16 protein-coding genes are annotated in these 19,653 nt (G+C 65.4%); 9 read left to right on the top strand and 7 right to left on the bottom strand.

Translation table 11 applies throughout. The annotated features are described in order from the left end of the window. Positions 1-71: 71 nt before the first annotated feature. The gene (locus WB794_RS01595) at positions 72-665 is read right to left on the bottom strand and encodes a glutathione peroxidase (RefSeq protein WP_415926627.1); all 594 of its coding nucleotides are present in this window, start codon (positions 663-665) and stop codon (positions 72-74) included. A gap of 182 nt (positions 666-847) precedes the next feature. Here WB794_RS01595 and WB794_RS01600 point away from each other — a divergent pair, with 182 nt between their 5' ends. The 5 genes from WB794_RS01600 to WB794_RS01620 all read left to right on the top strand — a co-directional run bounded on the left by WB794_RS01600 (position 848) and on the right by WB794_RS01620 (position 4,101). Then, positions 848-1,177, top strand: a complete 330-nt coding sequence (locus tag WB794_RS01600) for a hypothetical protein (protein WP_337334095.1) — start codon at positions 848-850, stop codon at positions 1,175-1,177. A gap of 2 nt (positions 1,178-1,179) precedes the next feature. After that, complete coding sequence (locus WB794_RS01605; RefSeq protein ID WP_337334096.1) at positions 1,180-1,560, top strand: GntR family transcriptional regulator; 381 nt, start codon at positions 1,180-1,182, stop codon at positions 1,558-1,560. Further along, positions 1,557-2,411 carry an ABC transporter ATP-binding protein gene (locus WB794_RS01610; RefSeq protein WP_337334097.1) on the top strand — a complete coding sequence of 285 codons (855 nt, stop codon included), beginning with the start codon at positions 1,557-1,559 and terminating at the stop codon, positions 2,409-2,411. The genes WB794_RS01605 and WB794_RS01610 overlap by 4 nt, the downstream gene beginning before the upstream one ends. Next, entirely contained in the window at positions 2,408-3,400 is a 993-nt protein-coding gene (locus tag WB794_RS01615) for an ABC transporter permease (RefSeq protein ID WP_337334098.1), read from the top strand. The genes WB794_RS01610 and WB794_RS01615 overlap by 4 nt, the downstream gene beginning before the upstream one ends. 101 nt (positions 3,401-3,501) lie before the next feature. Continuing rightward, entirely contained in the window at positions 3,502-4,101 is a 600-nt protein-coding gene (locus WB794_RS01620; RefSeq protein ID WP_337334099.1) for a YggN family protein, read from the top strand. A 134-nt stretch (positions 4,102-4,235) separates the two neighbouring features. Here the strand turns inward: WB794_RS01620 and WB794_RS01625 are convergent, their stop codons facing one another. Further along, positions 4,236-5,645, bottom strand: a complete 1,410-nt coding sequence (locus WB794_RS01625) for a class II fumarate hydratase (RefSeq protein ID WP_337334100.1) — start codon at positions 5,643-5,645, stop codon at positions 4,236-4,238. A 108-nt stretch (positions 5,646-5,753) separates the two neighbouring features. Between WB794_RS01625 and WB794_RS01630 the strand changes: the two genes are divergently transcribed. Continuing rightward, complete coding sequence (locus tag WB794_RS01630; protein WP_337334101.1) at positions 5,754-7,058, top strand: hemolysin family protein; 1,305 nt, start codon at positions 5,754-5,756, stop codon at positions 7,056-7,058. A 174-nt stretch (positions 7,059-7,232) separates the two neighbouring features. Here the strand turns inward: WB794_RS01630 and WB794_RS01635 are convergent, their stop codons facing one another. The 4 genes from WB794_RS01635 to WB794_RS01650 all read right to left on the bottom strand — a co-directional run bounded on the left by WB794_RS01635 (position 7,233) and on the right by WB794_RS01650 (position 12,214). Then, positions 7,233-9,740: an ABC transporter permease gene (locus tag WB794_RS01635; protein ID WP_337334102.1), complete on the bottom strand. Its 2,508-nt coding sequence runs from the start codon at positions 9,738-9,740 to the stop codon at positions 7,233-7,235. 8 nt (positions 9,741-9,748) lie between these two features. Next, a complete protein-coding gene (locus WB794_RS01640) occupies positions 9,749-10,447 on the bottom strand; it encodes an ABC transporter ATP-binding protein (protein ID WP_337334103.1) in 699 nt (232 codons plus the stop codon). Between the two features lie 4 nt (positions 10,448-10,451). Next, positions 10,452-11,570, bottom strand: coding sequence for an HlyD family secretion protein (locus WB794_RS01645; RefSeq protein ID WP_479686622.1), 1,119 nt, complete (start codon positions 11,568-11,570; stop codon positions 10,452-10,454). Between the two features lie 83 nt (positions 11,571-11,653). Continuing rightward, a complete protein-coding gene (locus WB794_RS01650) occupies positions 11,654-12,214 on the bottom strand; it encodes a hypothetical protein (protein ID WP_337334104.1) in 561 nt (186 codons plus the stop codon). A 767-nt stretch (positions 12,215-12,981) separates the two neighbouring features. On the opposite strand from WB794_RS01650, the gene purB reads away from it, so the two are divergent. Both purB and WB794_RS01660 read left to right on the top strand, forming a co-directional pair. Then, complete coding sequence (gene purB, locus WB794_RS01655) at positions 12,982-14,346, top strand: adenylosuccinate lyase (RefSeq protein ID WP_337334105.1); 1,365 nt, start codon at positions 12,982-12,984, stop codon at positions 14,344-14,346. 86 nt (positions 14,347-14,432) lie between these two features. Continuing rightward, positions 14,433-16,112, top strand: a complete 1,680-nt coding sequence (locus WB794_RS01660) for an ABC1 kinase family protein (protein ID WP_337334275.1) — start codon at positions 14,433-14,435, stop codon at positions 16,110-16,112. Between the two features lie 118 nt (positions 16,113-16,230). Here WB794_RS01660 and WB794_RS01665 read toward each other — a convergent pair whose 3' ends face one another. Continuing rightward, positions 16,231-18,405, bottom strand: a complete 2,175-nt coding sequence (locus tag WB794_RS01665; protein ID WP_337334106.1) for a S46 family peptidase — start codon at positions 18,403-18,405, stop codon at positions 16,231-16,233. Positions 18,406-18,570: 165 nt separating this feature from the next. Between WB794_RS01665 and tdh the strand changes: the two genes are divergently transcribed. Next, positions 18,571-19,593, top strand: a complete 1,023-nt coding sequence (gene tdh, locus WB794_RS01670; protein ID WP_337334276.1) for an L-threonine 3-dehydrogenase — start codon at positions 18,571-18,573, stop codon at positions 19,591-19,593. Positions 19,594-19,653: the final 60 nt, after the last annotated feature.

Here is a 19,653-nt window from a genome sequence, read left to right on the forward strand (position 1 = left end):
GCGGGATATTCTGGGGCCCGGGATCGGGCCATGCAACGCCGCGGCCTGTGACCGTTCGGACCGATGGAGGTTCAGTCGGCCGCTGGCGGCGGTTCAGACGGTGCAGGCTCGGCCAGCAGCGCCTCGATCCTGGCCAGCAGCGCCGGATCGTCCGGCCGCGTGCGGCTGCCGAAGCTCGCCACCACGTCGCCCTGCCGGTTCACCAGATACTTGTGGAAGTTCCAGCCCGGCTTCTCGCCGGTGGCTTCGCGCAGCTGGCGGTAGATCGGCGTCGTGTCCTTGCCCTTGACGTGGACCTTCTCGTACATCGGGAAGGTCACCCCGTAGGTGAGCCGGCAGAAGTCCTGGATCTGCTCCTCGCTGCCCGGTTCCTGCCCGAGGAAGTCGTTGGACGGAAAGCCCAGTACCGCAAAGCCGCGCGGCGCAAGGCGATCGTGCATGGCCTCCAGGCCTTCGTACTGCGGGGTGAAGCCGCACTTGCTGGCAACGTTCACCAGCAGCAGCACCTTGCCCTGATGACGGCACAGGCTCTCGGGCGTCTTGCCGGCCAGCGGGCGAAGCTCATGGTCGAGCAGCGCGCTGCACTGCGCGTGGCCGACCGCCGGGATCAGGAACAGGGCGGCCAGCACGAGCGCGGCGACGGTGGAACGAAAGGCGATCATCATGACCTCGGCAATGGCATGGGGATGCCACGATAGTGCCACTGCGGCCACGGTGGCGAAGCGCATACCTAAACGGGGACTGAACCGACAGACGCCTTCCGGAGGCAGTAGTTGCATTGATCGAAATGGTGTTGTAGTTTACTACCACACCGGATCAACAACACTGCACACCCAAGGAGTCCGCCATGCACACCAAGCTCAAGCACCTCGTTGTGGGTCTTGCGTTAAGCACTCTGGCCATCGCCGGCGGCGTGCTCGTGGGCGAACCGGCCCCGGTGCCTTTCGCCCGTTACCACACCCTCTGCGAACCGGCCACGGGCCTGCTGGCCGCCGAGGCCCAGCCGGAGGGAGCCGCGCCCCTCGACCAGGCAGCCCGGAGCGATTCCCCCACTCCCCGGCAAACCCTCTCGCCGGCCCGGCACTGGAACCCGGAAGCCCTGCGCGCCAGCTTCCAGATGCCCTTCTTTTCCTTCGGTGCGATCCTGCCGCGCGCGCCGGCCTCATCGGAGAACTGAGCATGAGCGTTGTGTGGAACGATACCTCGCCGATCTACCTGCAGCTCAAGGCCCGCATCGTCGCGATGATCCTGGACGGGCTGCTCAAGCCCGGCGAGGCGGTGCCATCGGTACGTCAGGTGGCAGCGGATTTTCAACTCAACCCCATCACCGTCTCGCGCGCCTATCAGGAACTGGCGGACGAGCAGCTGGTGGAAAAACGCAGAGGACTTGGCATGTTCGTTACCGAAGACGCCCCGGAAAGGCTGCTGGCCTCCGAGCGCGAGCGTTTCCTTACCCAGGAATGGCCGCAGATCGTCGAACGCATCGTGCGGCTCGGGCTTTCCTGGGACAGCCTTCGCAACCAGATCGACGCCGCGCGCGGCAAGGCAGGTGTCGAATGAGCGCCATCGTCGCCCGCAACCTCAGCAAGAAGTACGGCGGCAAGCCGGCGCTGGACGAAGTCAGCTTCTCCATCGAGCCGGGCCGCATCGTCGGCCTGATCGGCCCCAACGGTGCCGGCAAGACCACGGCGCTGAAGGCCATCCTCGGCCTGACCGCGTTCGAGGGCGAGCTTTCGGTACTGGGCCAGGACCCGCGCGTGGCGCGCGACAAGCTGATGAACGAGGTCTGCTTCATCGCCGACGTCGCCATCCTGCCGCGCTGGATCCGGGTGTCGCAGGCCATCGACTTCGTCGAAGGCGTGCATCCGCGCTTCTCGCGCGCCAAGTGCGAGGCCTTCCTCGCCCGCACCAAGCTGCATGCCAAACAGCGCGTACGGGAAATGTCCAAGGGCATGATCGTGCAGCTGCACCTGGCGCTGGTGATGGCGATCGACGCCAAGGTGCTGGTGCTCGACGAACCGACCCTGGGCCTGGACATCCTCTACCGCAAGCAGTTCTACCAGAGCCTCCTCAACGACTACTTCGACGAGGAAAAGACCATCGTCGTCACCACCCACCAGGTCGAGGAGATCGAGCACATCCTCACCGACCTGATGTTCATCCGCTCCGGCAAGATCGCGCTGTCGGCAAGCATGGACGAGGTGGCCGAACGCTTCACCGAAGTGTTGGTGTCGCCCGATCGCGCCGAAGCCGCCCGCGCGCTGGGCCCGCTGGACGAGCGCCAGGTGTTCGGCAAGACCATCTTCCTGTTCGACGGCATCGCCAAATCCCGCCTCGCCGAGCTGGGCGAGACCCGCACCCCCAGCGTCGCCGACCTGTTCGTGGCCACGATGAAAGGAACCTACGCATGAACGCCACTTCTTCGATTTCCCCCGTGCGCAAGTTCGGCTGGCTGCTGCGCCGCGAATACTGGGAAAACCGCGGCGGCTTCTTCTGGGCACCGATAGTCGCCGGCATCGTGATCTGCGCGCTGAGCCTGATCGGCGCGGTGGCCGGCAGCCTGCATCTTTCGGGCATCGAGAAACCGGAAAACCTCAATGCGGGCATGGCTGAGGCCGAGATCGCCCGACAGATGGGCTTCATCGGCGATGGCGGCCTGCTTTCGGGCGTCGGCATCGTCGCGCTGGTGCTGGGCTTCGTGGTGTTCTTCTACTGCCTGGGCACGCTCTACGACGACCGCCGCGACCGCAGCATCCTGTTCTGGAAATCGCTGCCGGTCTCCGACTGGCTCACAGTCAGCTCGAAGCTGGCCTGGGCGCTGCTGCTGGCCCCGGCGCTGGCGATCCTCATCGGCCTTGGCATCGGTGCCTGCCTGCTGGTGATCTCGGCGTTGACGATGAAGCTCAACGGCATGCCGGGCAGTTGGGCAATGATCTGGCACTCGCACCCGATCAAGGTCATGTTCAGCGCGCTCAGCATCGTGCCGGTCTACGCCGCCTGGTCGCTGCCCACGGTCGGCTGGCTGATGCTGTGCTCGGCCTTCGCACGCTCCAAGCCGTTCCTGTGGGCCGTGCTGGTGCCGATCCTCTCCGCCACGCTGCTGAGCTGGCTGGGTGCCCTGCCCGGCATCTCGATGCCGCACGGCACGATCTGGTACGTGCTCGGCTATCGCGGCCTTTTGAGCATCGCGCCGGGCACCTGGTACATCGACGGCACCCTGATCGGCCGCCTCGCCGCCAGCGCGCAGAACATCGAGAACCCCTCGGATCTGATGCGGGTCATCGACCTGAGCCGCGGCTGGCACATCTTCGCCGGCACCGACGTGTGGATCGGCATGGCCGCCGGCGCCGCGATGATCGCCGCCGCGATCTGGCTGCGGCGCAGGCGCGACGACGCCTGATCCACTCCCCACGACCACCGGCACCACACGCGACGCCGTCCCGGCGAACGCCGGGATGGCGGTACAGGACCCACTGCGACCTTCCCCACCGAGACCACGTCATGAAGACTTTTCGCACCCGCCTCCTGCCCCTTGCAGCCGTCATGCTCCTGACCTTCGCCGGCCACGGCATCGCGCGCGATTTCATCGACGCGACAGTCGACCAGGCCATCGACGAAGCCCGTCGCGAGCTGCATTCCGAAAACCTCAGCCTGGGCAAAACCGACGGTCAGCCTTCGGCCGCCATCTCGCCGCACGGCGACCTCCTGATCGACGGCGCGGCGGTTCCCGTCACACCGCGCCAGCGCGAGCTGCTGCTCGACCACCGAGGCCGCATCATCGCCATCGCCGAAACAGGGCTGGAAGCCGGCAAGGAAGGCGGCAGGATCGCCCGCCGCGCGATCTGGAGCATTCCGGCGCTGATCTTCGGCGGCGAGAAAGCCGCCGAGCGCTTCGAACGCCGCATCGAAGCCGAAGCCGCCCGCGTCGAACTCAAGGCCCTGGCCATCTGCGACCGGCTGCCGGAAGTTCTCGAAAGCCAGCAGCGCCTCGTCGCCGAACTGCCCGCCTTCGTCCCCTGGGCCACCATGACCCAGGACGACATCGACGACTGCGCCAAGGATCGCGCGCAAGCGCTGGCGCGGGTGGACAAAATGCCCTGATTGGCCCCATCTCCACTTCGCCTGCCGGCAGTGCCCGCTTGTGTCGGCGGGCGCTCTCAAGCTGGCCGTTGAGCCACTGGAAGGCCCTGCTCGGCCCGGAAGAAGGGCTCAGGATTAAACGCGCGCCTTTGCGCTCAACCGCCACCACCCGATCCACCGTGAATCCCGCCCTTGGCGAGTACGGCCGGGTCGAGCAGCTTCTTCAGCTCCTTTTCCGACAGCCCGGTGGTCTCCAGCGCCACGTCGAGGATCGGGCGGCCTTCCTTGTAGGCCTGCTTGGCGATGGCGGCGCCTTTTTCGTAGCCGATGACCGGGTTCAGCGCGGTGACGAGGATCGGGTTGCGCGAGACGGCTTCGGCGACGTGCGCCTTGCGCACGGTGAAGCCGGCAATGGCGGCGTCGGCCAGCTGCACCGAGGCGTTGGCGAGCAGTTCGATCGACTGCAGGAGGTTGTAGGCCACCAAGGGGAGCATCACGTTGAGCTGGAAGTTGCCGCTTTGTCCGGCGATGGTGATGGCGACGTGGTTGCCCATCACCTGGGCGCAGACCATGGCCATCGCTTCGGGGATCACCGGGTTGACCTTGCCGGGCATGATCGAGGAGCCGGGCTGCAAGGCCGGCAGTTCGATTTCGCCCAGGCCGGCGAGCGGGCCGGAGTTCATCCAGCGCAGGTCGTTGGAAATCTTCATCAGCGAGGTCGCCAGCGTATTGAACTGGCCGGACAGCTCCACCGCGGCATCCTGCGAGGCGATGCCTTCGAACAGGTTGGGCGCGGACTCGAAGCGCTCCCCGGTGAGCTCGGACAGATGCGCGGCAAAGCGCTTGCCGAAGCGCGGATCGGCGTTGATGCCGGTGCCCACCGCGGTGCCGCCCTGCGGCAGGCGGCGCACGCGCTTGCCGGTGTCGGCAAGGCGCGCCTGCGCTGAAGCGATCTGCGCCGACCATGCCGACAGTTCCTGCCCGAAGGTGATCGGCATGGCGTCCATCAGGTGGGTGCGGCCGGTCTTGACCACACGTGACAGTTCCTTCGCGCGCCGTTCGATGCTCGCGCGCAGGTGCGCGAGCGCGGGCAGGAGGGTCTTGCTCACCGCCAGCCAGGCCGACACCTGCACCGTGGTCGGGATCACGTCGTTGGAGCTTTGCCCGAGGTTGACGTGGTCGTTGGGATGCACCTGCAGCGTGCCGTTCCGGTTGACCAGGTGGGCGATGACCTCGTTCGCGTTCATGTTGGTCGAGGTGCCTGAGCCGGTCTGGAACACGTCGATCGGAAAGTGCGCATCGACCCGGCCCTGCGCCACCTGCCGCGCGGCCTCGACGATGGCCTTCGCGCGCGCGGCGTCCAGATGCCCCAGCTCCTCGTTCGCGCGCGCGGCGGCGGCCTTGACCTGGCCCAGGGCATGGATGAAGGCCGGCGGCATCGTGAGCCCGGAAATCGGGAAGTTCTGCACCGCGCGCTGGGTCTGGGCACCGTAGAGCGCATCGGCGGGCACGGACAGTTCACCCATGGAATCGCGTTCGATGCGGGTTTCACCGGAGGTTTTCATGGAAATGATTCGCATTTTTGAGCGATCGCCATTCTAGCGTCGCGCCGCGCGAAGCGGCCGGTGGGTGCCTGCTAGACTGTGCGCGTTTTCCGCCACGCCGAGCCACGCTTGCAGAACCTGCTTTACCTCATCGCCGCGCTGCTGCTGGTGGCACTCAACGGCTTTTTCGTCGCCGCGGAATTCTCGCTGGTCAAGCTGCGCCACACCCAGGCCACGGCGCTGGCCGAAATCCACGGCTGGCGCGGGCGCATCCTGCTGAGCGTGCACGCCCATCTGGACGCCTACCTGTCGGCCTGCCAGCTCGGCATCACGCTGGCCTCGCTGGGCCTGGGCTGGATCGGCGAACCCGCCTTTGCGGCGCTGCTCGATCCGCTGTTCAAGATCCTCTCACTGGATCCGGAAACCGCGCATCTGGTGGCCTTCATCGTCGCCTTCACGATCATCTCCTTCCTGCATATCGTGCTGGGCGAGCTGGCGCCCAAGTCGCTCGCGCTGCGCCGCCCCGAGAGCGTATCGCTGTGGACGGCGGCACCGCTTTTCGCCTTCTACTGGCTCATGTACCCGGCGATCTGGGTGCTCAACGCCAGCGCCTTCCTGATCCTGCGCTGGTTCGGGCTTGAGCAGGCCGACGAGCACGCCCAATCGTTCTCGCGCGATGAGCTCAAGCTGATCCTGCACGGGCGTCGCGGCGTCCGCGACGGCGGCGAGGAAATCACCATGATGAGCCACGCGCTGGAACTGCCGGAGCTGGTGGTCGGCGACCTCCTGCGCACCCGCGAGCAGCTCGCCAGCCTGCACGAGGGCATGACCCAGGAAGACATCCTGGCCGAGTTCCAGCGCTCGCAGTTCAGCCGCTACCCGTGGTTCGACGCCGACGAGGAGCAGGTCATCGGCGTACTGCACGCCAAGGACCTGCTGCAGGCCATCGCGGGCGGCAAGCGCATGGGCGACGTGCGCCCGCTGCTGCGCCCGGCGATCGTGGCCCCGCTCGACACGCCGATCTTCGAAGTGCTGCGCCAGTTCAAGGGCGGGCATTCCTCCATCGCGCTGGGGCGCGAGGATTCGGGCCGCATCGCCGGCTTCCTCACGCTCAACGACATCGTGCAGGTGATCATCGGCGACGTGCAGGATGAAACCCGCCGCCATGGCACCAGCAGCATCCCGCGCGCCGCCGACGGCAGCTTCACCATCAGCGGCGGCATTCCGATCTATCGCCTGGAGCGCCTGCTCGACCGCGAGATCGCCGCGCCCGACGACATCAACTCGGTCGGCGGGCTCATCACCTCGCGCCTGGAGCGCCTGCCGCAGGAAGGCGACACCCTGCGCTTCCCGGAAGGCTTCACCCTGGTCGTGCGCACCGTGGAAGGCCCGCGCGCCACCGCCATTTCGGTGCAGCCCCACGGCGGCGGATGAGGCTGCCCCGAGGGCACCGGGACTGCCGGCAAGGCAAAACCGTCGAAGGCGACCATGCCATGCCCCCAGCGACAATGTTCACAACGTTGGCCGCCCCCAAAATATTCTGCGATCCAGCTTCTGCGACACCGCCTTCCGCGTTTCGTGCCATGACCCGGAAAGCCGCCGCAGCGATCACTCACTCTGCAACGCTCGAGCCGGGGATTCTGCCAGCACGCGATACAGTGGCGGCACCACCCCAACGAGCAGTGAAAGGAGAACAAGGCCCCACGCCATGCCCACGCTGCCATGAAGGGGCAAGGGCAACAGCGATTCCGGAAGCAGCAGCAGCAGCACACTCAAGACCGAAGCGGCCACCACAGGCCAAAACAGTTCATGCAAAACGAACCGTGCTGCAATCCGATGCTCCGGTTCACCCAATGCCATGCGAATGGCGATCTCGCCACGCCTGAAGCTGCACAGGAGCCGCATGCCGCTCATCGAACCCAGCGCTGCGCTCAGCATGACGATCGAGATGATGGCCAGGCCAAGCAAGCTTGCGAGCAAATGCTGTACCGCCCGCTCGCGAACCTGGTCCGCAAGTCGATGGGTCTGAACGCTGTATCCCTTTTCACGCAACCGCAGACTGACTGATTCGAGCCAGCGCTGAACTTCGCCCCGATCCATCGAAGACTGGAGCAGGAAACTGGCCGTCGCCGGCTGGCCCACATCGCCTGGAAAACGATCCGAATAGGGAACGAAAGCAATCGGATAGTGGGAGAAAATTCGTCCCAGCATGGAGACTCCGCCCACTCGCTTGGCATCGACAACGCCTGCGACGACCAAGCCGTTGTGCCAGACGTCCGAATCACCCATCAGCGGGCTTGCGGGAATTCGCGAGCCGACCGGGTCCTGATCGGGAAACATCAGACGATCAAGTTCCGGCGTGAGGATCGCGACATTGTCCTCGTCGTCGTCAAACACATGCCCCGCCAGAAGCGGAAACCCCATCATTTCGAAATAGGCGGCCTCGACTCGTATGATGCTCGCCTGATACGTCACGAAATCGCTCTTGTCGCGGGCAGGAACATCATCCATCGCAACAATGACCGCACCATCGGAGCGACCAACGATCCGACCAAAAACTTCGCGCGGCCCCCTGTATGTCACTCCAAGGCCGATCAGATCCAACGGGGGGGAGGACAGCAAGGCACCTTGCACGACACCGGGTTGGGCGATAGCGGCCTGCTTGATCTGGCGTGCCTCCATGGCTACCAGTCGCGCCGCGTGCGCTCCGCGCCTCTGGATGCGGACCTCGTACAGATCGGCCGTATCGACCGACAGCGAATTGCGTATCGTCTGCAGCGAGTACTCTGAAAAACCCAGCGCTGAACCAAGAAGAAGCAGGATGATGCAGGCCTGGAGCGTGACCAGTGCCCGCAGAACGCCGCTTCCCAACTGAAAGCGGGCTGCGCCCCTGGTATGGACAAGCGTGCCGCCTGTACGACTCTGAGCCCGCACGATCAGCCGCAACAGCGCCAGCGCCAGCGCACACTCGCCCAGCAGCACGAGACCTCCTGCCGCGAGGAAGCGTGGGGTGATCGGCATCCCGATCTGCGGGTTGAGACGCGCGAGCGCGCAGAGCAGCGCAAATATCGCGATTCCAGCGACAAGCATGCCCAACGTGATCCAGGTCGATTCGCTTGCCGTAAATCGGAAGGCCCGGCCACCCGAAGCGCCAAGCACTTCCAGCAAGGCGTGCTCGCGCGCCTGCATGCGCGCGCGGATCGCGCTTGCACCAACGGCCGTTATCAGCACGCTGACAAGCAGCAGACCCGTCAGGAGCAGAAGTCGACTCGCCAACGCAGCACCGTCGCCAGCGACCCACCCGGTCAGTGGCCTTAGTATCGGAGTCAACACCGCGGATCCGGAGTCGCTGCCAACCATCGACAGCGCTCTCGTCACGCTCGCGCGCAACGCTCGGAAATCCAGTTCGCTCCGACCGATCAGAAGAAACTGCGCATTTTCCGCCGTATCGGCAAATTGCGACTCCTGCGCCGCGACGTAAACCACCGGTGTCAATCCGGGCACGCGCCGAATGCTGGCAGGAGCAGGATGCACGAACCGTTCCGACAGCGTACCCACCACGCGATACGCTTTCCCGCCCGCCTCCATGACCTGCCCGATCGCGTGCGCCGCCGACCCGAACCGCGCTTTCGCGAAGGAAGATTCGAGCACGACTTCCGGGCGGTTGGGTTCGGGCATGCGCCCTTGTTCGACCCGCACCCCCAGGACCGGGAAAAAAGCGTCGTCGACAGCGAACGCCGGAACATCCTCCTCACGCCCCTCGTGCACAAGCGTCAAGGTCAGTGGCCGCCCCATACCCAAGGCGGTGAAGCCGTTCTGGCGAAAGGAAAACTCATCGATCACCCGCCGAGAGCTTTGCACGAGGGCACCGAAATCGGCATCGATATTGGCGGCGACCTGTGAATCCAGAATCTGTACCTGCCAAAGCCTCTCCGCTTCGAGATACCCGAAGTCGCGCTCGAGCGCACCGTCCAGCCAAGCCATCGTTACAGCAACGAGAGCCGCGCCAAGCGACAAGGAAAGAACCGCGATGAGTGTATTCCCCCAGTCGTGACGGAGTCTGCGGAGCGCGTGCCACCGAGCCAATCCTGAATAGGTTCGAGAAACTGCGTACATCAGGATGCTCAGAAATCCGACAAGACGCCGTCATTCATGACCATCCGGCGCGACGCTTGTTGCGCGCACAACGGATCATGGGTCACCAGGCAGATGGCCAGGCCCTCTCGATTCAGCTCGACGAGCAGCTGCATCAGGGATTCGGAATTTTCGCTGTCCAGATTGCCCGTCGGCTCGTCCAGCAACAGCAGGTCCGGCGCGTTCGCGAGTGCGCGAGCGACCGCAACTCGCTGTTGCTGCCCCCCGGACAGTTCGAAAGGCCGGTGAGCCCTCCGATGCGAGATTCCCAGCCGCTCGGTCAATTCGTCCACGCGACGCCTGATCTGATCGCGTTTGGCGCCAGCCAGAAGCATCGGAAGCGAAATATTTTCCGCAACGGTCATGTCGGAAATCAAATGAAAGAACTGGAACACAAAGCCGAGATGGCGATTGCGCAACATCGCGCGGTCGGCTCGCGACATTCCAATGAGCTCACGACCGAAAGCGGTCAATTGCCCATCGGACGGCGACTCGATCAGCCCCAGCATCGCCAGCATGGTCGATTTCCCGCTGCCGGAACGGCCCATGATCGAAACAAAATCCCCAGGCCGAATCGTCAAATCGGCACCGGAAACCGCAGTTGTCTCGATATTGCCGACACGAAAAATCTTGGTGAGACCAGCGCATTCCAGTATCGGGACGGGAGAACCAGGAGAAGAGGGGCTCACGTCATCACCCGGCCGCCAGCCGCTTGGGCATGGATGGAAACGAAACCTGATCTCCCGCCTGAATACTGGTCGGAAAAACCAGGTATCCGTCCAACTCCACGACATCATCAAGGATGACGTGGTCTATGATATCGCCGCGCTTGCGCAAGACCTCGACCCGGCCGCTCCAGTCCATTCCGTAGACCGGCACCGGAATATGCTTCGCGTCCTCGATGCGATCAACCCTGACCGTAGCGCGCACCACCATGCCGATACTGGCGGTGGGCCAGTCTCCGTTGGGGCGCGCCTCTACGCTGCCGTACCCGTCACGCAGATCGGCGCTGATGCTCGCAAGCTCGGCTTTCGCGATTCTTCCGTTGTAGGAAATCTCGATCGGCATCCCCACCCGCAGCGACTCGATATATCCTTGAGGAAACTCGATCGCAACGAGGTCCGGAGATTCCGGACCAACGGAGAAAAGTGGATTGCCCGGTTGCACCGAACTGCCAAGATCGACGAAAACCGTCTTTATGACGCCTGATTCCGGTGCCTGTACCGCAAGATCCTGAATTCGGCCTTCGATGCGCTCCACACGCTCTCGTTGCTGGATCACCCTTGCTTCCGCCTGCGCCAGTCGCGATTGAGCCAGCGAAGCGCTCGCTTTCCCCGAAGCCACCTGCGACTCCACGCGCGATTGCGCCAGACGCGCATCGGCCTGCGCGCGCTCAAACTGAAGGCGTGACACAACCCCTTTTTCAAGAAGCGCGCGGTAGGCCTTCAGATCCGCATCCTTGACCTCCTGCTCGTACTGCGCTTCAAGCAAGATACTCCGCGCGCGGATCTCATCCAGCGCAAGCGAAGCACGCTCGGCGGCAAAGGCGTCTCGAGCATCCGTCAACGCGCGCCGCGCATCCTCAAGCTCGATCCCAAGCTCAGGATTCTCAAGCCTCAACACGACATCCCCCACTGCCACGCGCTCCCCGGAGCGTCGCACCAACTGCCCCACCGTGGCGGCCTCTCGGGACGCAACAAGCCGCTGCTTCGCTGAAGCGAACTGCCCGGTGCCCATCGCTGTCGGCTCCAAAGTTCCGGCCGAAACCGTATACCAGAGCGCCTCGTCGGCACGCGGAAGTGCCATCTTCACGACTACGAGTCCACCAGCGATCAGCGCGGCGATTGCGACAGCCAGCCAGCCCAAGGATCGGCGTCGAGATGGACGGCTCCAGGCTACCTCTCGATCCACGAGCCGTCCTCCGAACTCATCTGGAGACGCTCAAGCTGGGCCGCCAGTTCCAGATCATCATAACCGACGCGAACGGACTGCAACCGCCCGTTCGAACCAATTCCGTAGAACACCGGCGTGACCTTGGGCACAAGCCAATCGGCCTTCCCACGCGAATCGACGTAGAGTATGCGGTCAGCCGGCACACCCACTGGCGGTGAAATGGCATCGGATTCGAGAAGAAAAAACACCGGCGGCCATGAGACCGAAACGCCACTGGTCTGACCGACACGAATCTGGTTCACGGCAGAGCGACAGGGCGGACATTCATCGTGGTATAGCATCAATATGCCGGGGCGATCAAAAAAAGCGGCAATGCTGCGCGCACTTTCGTCGACTGCGCGAACGACAAGAAAGTCTGCCGGAAGAATTGTTCCGACATGCCGTTCCAGCTCAGCGCTGCGGTGATTGACGATGAACTCGCCGACACTCAACAACAAGGGTTTGCGAAAGATCCAGGCGGTCAGGGGCAGCATGACGACAAGCAGCACCACGAGCCACTTCATCCATGAAGATTTGCGGTTTCTTTGCACGAGACATCATCCTGTTCAGCGAATCTGCGCTGTTGCATCGCCGCACAGCGCGCTGAAATTTCGGGCTGCCGCCAAGCGGCAGCCCGAAGTTCTGGCCGCATCATCGACCGCAAGGAAGCTCCGAACCAGACAACTCTCAATGCCAATATGTCAAATCGAGTCAGCGAAGCGCAGGAAATTCCGCCCGCCCCACATCCGAATCAATTCGTGGCATTCAAGAACTACCCTGCGCACTGGCAGCCTCCCGCCGACCAGTCGCTATTTCTCTTGCTGACCTGGGCAGGGGATATCTTCACAAGTGGTGCTTTCAAAACACCAACTTCCCCAAAAAGGCAGTGGAATGCAGGTTCTTGATGTCGTGCACTGTTGACACGTGATGGAACTCAGGGAATTGCCAACTCCGGCTGCCAGGCTTGCCCCGGATACCAGGATAAGCGCCCCGAGTAGCGACGCGCCAAATTTACTATTCATGATCATCCTCCCTAGTTTGAGATATGCCGCAACTTTCGCGGCTTCCGCAACTCCCGCGGCAAGGGCGGCAAGGGCGGCAAGGGCGGCAAGGGCGGCAAGGGCGGCAAGGGATGCTAGAATTGACTGCAAAGATTTGTCAAGAAGCCAAGACTCACATGAAGTCGGCCCGCGCGCCACCGCCATTTCGGTGCTGCCCCACGGCGGCGGATGAGGGCCGGGACGCGCGCTGCGGGTAGAATCTGCAGCCGCTTCCCTTCCGCAGCATCGCCATGACCAACCCGCTTTCCGCCCTCTCGCCGCTCGATGGCCGCTATGCCGCCAAGGCCGCGCCGCTGCGCCCGATCTTCAGCGAGTACGGGCTGATGCACCGACGGGTGCGGGTGGAGATCGCCTGGCTGATCGCCCTGGCGGACGAGCCGGCGATCGGCGAGGTGCCGGCGCTTTCCGCCGACGCGCGCGCCTTCCTCCACACCATCGCCGAGGATTTTTCCGACGCCGATGGCGAGCGCATCAAGGCCATCGAGCGCACCACCAACCACGACGTGAAGGCGGTCGAATACTTCATCAAGGAAAAGATCGCCGATCACCCCGAGCTGGCACAGGCCAGGGAATTCGTGCACTTCGCCTGCACCTCGGAAGACATCAACAACCTCGCTTACGGCCTGATGCTGCGCGATGCGCGCGAGGGCGTGCTGCTGCCGGCGCTGGATCGGGTGATCGACGCACTGCGCGCGATGGCGCACGCGCAGGCGGCCCGGCCGATGCTCTCGCGCACCCACGGCCAGACCGCCACGCCCACCACGCTGGGCAAGGAAATCGCCAACGTGGCGGCGCGCCTGGTGCGCCAGCGCCGCCAGATCGCGGGTGTGGAGCTGAGCGGCAAGATCAACGGCGCGGTGGGCAACTACAACGCGCACCTCGTGGCGTACCCGGACGTGGACTGGCCGGCCTTCGCGCGGCGCTTCGTCGAGGGCCTGGGGCTGGCGTTCAATCCCTGGACCACCCAGATCGAGCCGCACGACTGCGTAGCCGAGATCGGCGACGCGACGCGCCGCGCCAACACCGTGCTGATCGATTTTTCCCGCGACGTGTGGGGCTACGTCTCGCTCGGCTACTTCAAGCAGAAGCTCAAGGAGGGCGAGGTCGGCTCGTCGACCATGCCGCACAAGGTCAACCCCATCGATTTCGAGAACGCGGAAGGCAACTTCGGGCTGGCCAACGCGCTGTTCGAGCACTTCTCGGCCAAGTTGCCGATCAGCCGCTGGCAGCGCGACCTGACCGATTCCACCGTGCTGCGCGCGCTGGGTACCGCCTTCGGCCACTGCCTGATCGCGCTCGATTCGCTGATGAAGGGCCTGGGCAAGCTGGAGGTGAACCCGGCGCGCCTGGAGGCCGACCTCGACGCGAGCTGGGAAGTGCTGGCCGAAGCGGTGCAGACGGTGATGCGCCGCCACGGCCTGCCCAACCCCTACGAGCAGCTCAAAGCCCTCACCCGCGGCCAGGGCATCACCCGCGACTCGATGCACGCCTTCATCGGCGGCCTCGATCTTCCCGCCGATGCGAAAGCCCGGCTGCTGGCGCTGACGCCGGCGTCGTATGCGGGACTGGCGGAACGGCTGGCGCGGGAAATTTGAGGCGGGTGGTGCAGGCTCCTTCCCCATCCTCCGCGCGCTGCAGTTAAGCTCGCACCCGACGACCGGGACGCGGAGAACGGGCGATGCTGCTGGAAGCGCTGAGCGCGGTGCGCGACATGGGGCGGGTGCAGGAAATCGCCGGGGTGCTGATCCGCTACGGCTTCGGCGACGTGGTGCAACGCGTGGGTATGGCCAGGGTGCTCGAACGCGCCGGCCGGATACTGCACTGGCAGGCAGTGAGCGAGGAAATGCTCTCGCTCTCACCGCCGCAGCGCGTGCACCGCGCGCTGGAGGACCTGGGCCCGACCTTCGTCAAGCTCGGGCAGATCCTGGCCACGCGCGTGGACCTGTTCGGGCCGGAATGGATCGCCGAATTCAGCCTCCTGCAGAACGCCGTGCCGGCGGTGCCGTTCGAGGAGATCGCCGCGCAGCTCGAGGAAGACCTGGGCTGCCCGCCGCACGAGGCTTTTCGCAACCTCAAGGAAACTCCGCTCGCCGCGGCTTCGCTCGGGCAGGCGTATCTGGCCGAACTGGACGATGGCACGACGGTGGTGCTCAAGGTGCGCCGGCCCGACATCGCACCGACCATCGAGGCCGACCTGCGGCTGCTCAACCGTCTCGCCGAGGCGATCGAAAGCGAGATGCCCGACTGGCGGCGCTACAAGCCGCGCGAAGTGGTGCGCCAGTTCGCCATCTCGCTTCGGCGCGAGCTGGATTTCGCCGCCGAGTGCCGCAGCTCCGAGCGCATCGCGCGCAACTTCGAGGACTTCCCGGAGCTCGTCGTTCCGCGCGTGCACTGGAAGTACGTCTGCGAACGCCTCAACGTGCAGGACTTCGTGGTGGGCGTTCCCGGCGGCGCGATGGACCAGATCGACGAGGCCAGGCTGGATCGGGCGCGGCTGGCGCGACTGGGTGCCGCGGCGATCCTCAAGATGGTGCTGGAGGACGGCTTCTTCCACGCCGATCCGCATCCCGGCAACGTGTTTTTCCTGCCGGGAAACCGCATCGCGCTGATCGACTTCGGCATGGTCGGGCGGCTGGGCGTGGATCGCCGGCGGCAGATCGCGCGGCTCCTCTACGGGCTGGCGACGCAGGAAGTGAATGAGGTGTCCGAGGTGCTGCTGGACTGGGCCGGCAGCATCGACATCGACGAGACGCAGCTGCTCACCGAGATCGACGCCTTCGTCGACACTTACCGCGGCGTGCCGCTCAGGCATCTGGGCTTTGGCCGCATGCTCACCGACATGATCGCGGTGCTGCGCAACAACGGCCTGACCCTGCCGCCGGATCTGGCACTGATGCTCAAGGCCTTCGTCACGCTGGAGGGCATGGGACGCGAGCTGGATCCGGATTTCGACATGGCCGCGGTGGCCCTGCCCTACCTGCGCCGGGCGCTGGCCGAGCAGTACTCGCCCCGCGCGCTGGCGCGGCGCGGCTGGCACGTCCTGTCCAGCACGATGAGCCTGATGGCCAGCCTGCCGCGCGACCTGCGCCACATCCTGCGCATGGCGCGGCGCGGCAAGCTGCATGTGGAAGTGGAAGTCACCTCGCTCAAGCCATTCGGCGACCAGCTCGACCGCGCCGTCAGCCGGCTCACGGTCGGGCTGGTCACCTCGGCCCTGATCATCGGTTCGGCCATCGTGATGAACATCAAGGGGCCGATCGCGCTGTCGACCATCTCCGGCTTCGGCGTGCTGGGCTTCATCGGTGCCGCGCTGGGCGGGGTGTGGGTGCTGATTTCCATCCTGCGCGGCGGGCGGCGATGAGCAGCCCACCGCCACCGTAGGTCGGCCCTACGCGGCCGACGCTTGCGTTGCAGTGTACGGAAACCTCCGTCGTCGGGGGCGTGGCCCCCGACGCGATGGTGCGCCCCGACGCAATGGCTCAATCCAGGTGCGGACTCACGCCCAGTTCCTCCAGGATCGCCGGCGCGGGATGGACCTCGTCCATGACCCAGAGCATGTAGCGCGAATCGACGTGGATGGTGCGGGTCAGGGCCGGATCGAAGACCCAGTTGGACGCGACCGATTCCCAGATGCCGTCGAAGATGAGCCCCACCAGTTCGCCCTTCGCGTTCAGCGTGGGTGAGCCGGAGTTGCCGCCGGTCACGTCCAGATCGGCCAGGTAGTTGACCGGCACGTCCTTGAGCGCGGGCACTTCCCAGGTGCCGAAGCGGCGCGCGGCGATGGCGTCGAGCTGTGCCGCGGTGGCGTCGAACTCGCCTTCGCCGGTGTGCTTTTCCACCAGACCCCGGGTGGTGGTGAAGGGCTGGTAATACAGGCCGTCGCGCGGGGAGACGCCCATCACGTTGCCGAAGGTGATGCGCAGGCTGGAGTTGGCGTCGGGATAGGTGGCACGATCCTGGCTGTCGCGAAAATCGATCAGCGCCTGCATGTAGCCCGGCTGCAGGCGCGCCACGGCACCGTTGAAGGTCTTGCGCTCGGCCTCCAGGCGCTGCATCGCGGGATAGAGCGCGGCGGCGAGACGGAGGAAGCCGTCGTCGCTGGCCTCCAGTTCGGCCGGTGTGGCGGTGAAGGCGGCCAGGCGCGCATCGAGCGTATCCAGGCGGGTGCCGGCATAGAGCGCATCGATCCTGGCCTTGAGCCCATCGGTGGCGGGCGCATCGCCGGAAAGCCCGGCCCAGGCGTCGAGTTCGGGCAGGCGCTGGGCGGCCGGCAGCGCGGCGTACTTCGCCAGCCAGTAGCCGAGGATCCGGCGATCCACGCCCGGATCCATGCGGCGGTCGAGCTGGCGCTGGCCGGCTTCCAGCACCGGCCAGTCGCGCTCCTGGTAGCCCGCCTCGCGGAGGGCGTCATCGGTCTTGGCGCGTTCGCGCGCGAGGCGATAGAGCGTGTTGGCCGAGCCGATCAGGCCGCTGCCGCTCATCATCGCCATGATGCGGTCGCGCTCGCGGGTGGCGCGCTGGCCGTTGATGAGGTCCACGTACTGGCGATAGTTGTCCAGCGCCGCCTTGCCCGAGCGCCCCTGCGACTGCAGCCAGGCCACCAGCGCGTTTTCCTCGCCCCGCTTGATGCCGGCGGCGTCGGCGCGGCGGAAGCCTTCCAGCATCCCGGCCATGTTCTTGCGGGCGTTGTTCAGGCCGGCCATGGTCGCTACGTAGGTGATCGCCACCTTCGGATCGGCCTCGCCGGCCGACCGGATCAGCGCCATCAGATCGTCGAAGATCTCGATCTGGGTCGGATAGCTCCAGGAAATGGCGTCTTCAATCTGGTCGGCGAGCTGGTAGCGCTGGGTGCGGCCGGGGTAGCCGGCGACCATCACGAAGTCGCCTTCGGCCACGCCGTCCTTCGCGATGGGAAGGAAGTGCCTGGGCCGATAGGGCACGTTGTCCTTCGAGAACGGCGCGGGCTTGCCGTCCGGGCCGACGTAGGCACGATAGAAGGTGAAGTCGCCGGTGTGGCGCGGCCATTGCCAGTTGTCGGTATCACCGCCGAACTTGCCGATGGCCTCGGGCGGCGCGTAGGCGATGCGCACGTCGCGGATTTCCATCTGGCGGAACAGGCGGTACTGCACCCCGCCAAAATGCGAGAACACGCGGCAGCGGTACTGGCCGTCGGCCTCGCATTCGGCCACCAGCCTCTTCTGCGCCGCTTCGATGGCGTCGTTGCGCTGGCGGTCGGTGGCCTTGCGCGAAATCGCCCCGAGCACTGTGCCGGTCACGTCGCTGATGTCCTCGGTCACCCAGATGCGCGCGGCGGGGCCGGCGGAGGGTTCGTCGGCCAGCGAGGCGGCGATGAAGCCATCGCGCAGCATGTGGTTTTCGGGCGTGGAATTGAGCTGCAGCGCGCCATAGGCGCAGTGGTGGTTGGTGACCACCAGGCCCCTGGGCGAGACGAACGAGGCGGTGCAGCCGCCCAGCGACACCACCGCGCCCATCGGCTGGCCGCGCAGGTCGGAGAGCGCGGCCGGATCGAGCTGGAGGCCGGCGCGGGTCAGCGCCTCGGAAATTTCCGGCAGCTGCTCAGGGGTCCACATGCCCTCCACGGCCAGGGCGGGCATTGCGGCCAGAAGGCCGGCGAAGATCAGGGGAAGGCGCATTGCTGGGATCTCGTGAACGGCTGACGGAACTGCCGAGTATAGGTGCCGCGCGGGGCGCGAAAATGGGCCGATGGTCAGGGGCCGCCCGATGCGGCCCGGCCCCGCCGCGGTCCTATAATCGGCGTTCCCCGCACTTCCCGGACGCACCCTGCCATGTCCCAAACGATGAAGGCGCTGGTCAAGCGCGACGCCACCCGCGGCATCTGGATGCAGGACGTGCCGATCCCCGAGGCCGGCCCCAACGAGGTCCTGATCAAGCTGGAAAAGACCGCGATCTGCGGTACCGACCTGCACATCTACCTCTGGGACGAGTGGAGCCAGCGTACCATCAAGCCGGGCCTGGTGATCGGGCACGAATTCGTGGGCCGCATCGTCGAGGTGGGGCCGGGCGTCACCGGCTACCGCGTCGGCGACCGGGTCTCGGCCGAAGGTCACATCGTCTGCGGCCACTGCCGCAACTGCCGCGCCGGCCGCCAGCACCTGTGCCCGAACACCATCGGCATCGGCGTCAACCGCCACGGCGCGTTTGCCGAATACATCGTCATGCCGGCCTCGAACCTGTGGCCGATCCCGGACCAGATTCCCTCCGAGCTGGCGGCCTTCTTCGATCCCTACGGCAACGCCGCGCACTGCGCGCTGGAATTCGACGTGATCGGCGAGGATGTGCTGATCACCGGCGCCGGCCCCATCGGCATCATCGCCGCGGGCATCTGCAAGCACGTGGGCGCGCGCAACGTCGTGGTGACCGACGTCAACGACTACCGCCTGAAGCTCGCCGCCGACATGGGCGCCACGCGCGTGGTGAACGTGGCCAAGCAGTCGCTGCGCGAGGTGGTGAGCGACCTGCACATGGAGGGCTTCGACGTGGGCCTGGAGATGAGCGGCAACCCGCGCGCCTTCGCCGACATGCTCGACTGCATGTACCACGGTGGCCGCATCGCGATGCTCGGGATCATGCCGCGCGGTGCCGGCATCGACTGGGACAAGGTGATCTTCAAGGGCCTCACCCTGCACGGCATCTACGGGCGCAAGATGTACGAGACCTGGTACAAGATGACCCAGATGGTGCTGACCGGCTTCCCGCTGCAGAAGGTGCTCACCCACCAGATCCAGATCGACGACTTCCAGAAGGGTTTCGACCTGATGGAAGCCGGCCAGTGCGGCAAGATCGTCTGCAACTGGACCTGAGCCGACGATTCCCGCATCCGACCCGCGCCGCGATCAGCCACGCGCGCCACCAGACCCCGG

This window comes from Denitratimonas tolerans, assembly GCF_037203605.1.
GTDB classification, from domain to species: domain Bacteria; phylum Pseudomonadota; class Gammaproteobacteria; order Xanthomonadales; family Xanthomonadaceae; genus Denitratimonas; species Denitratimonas tolerans.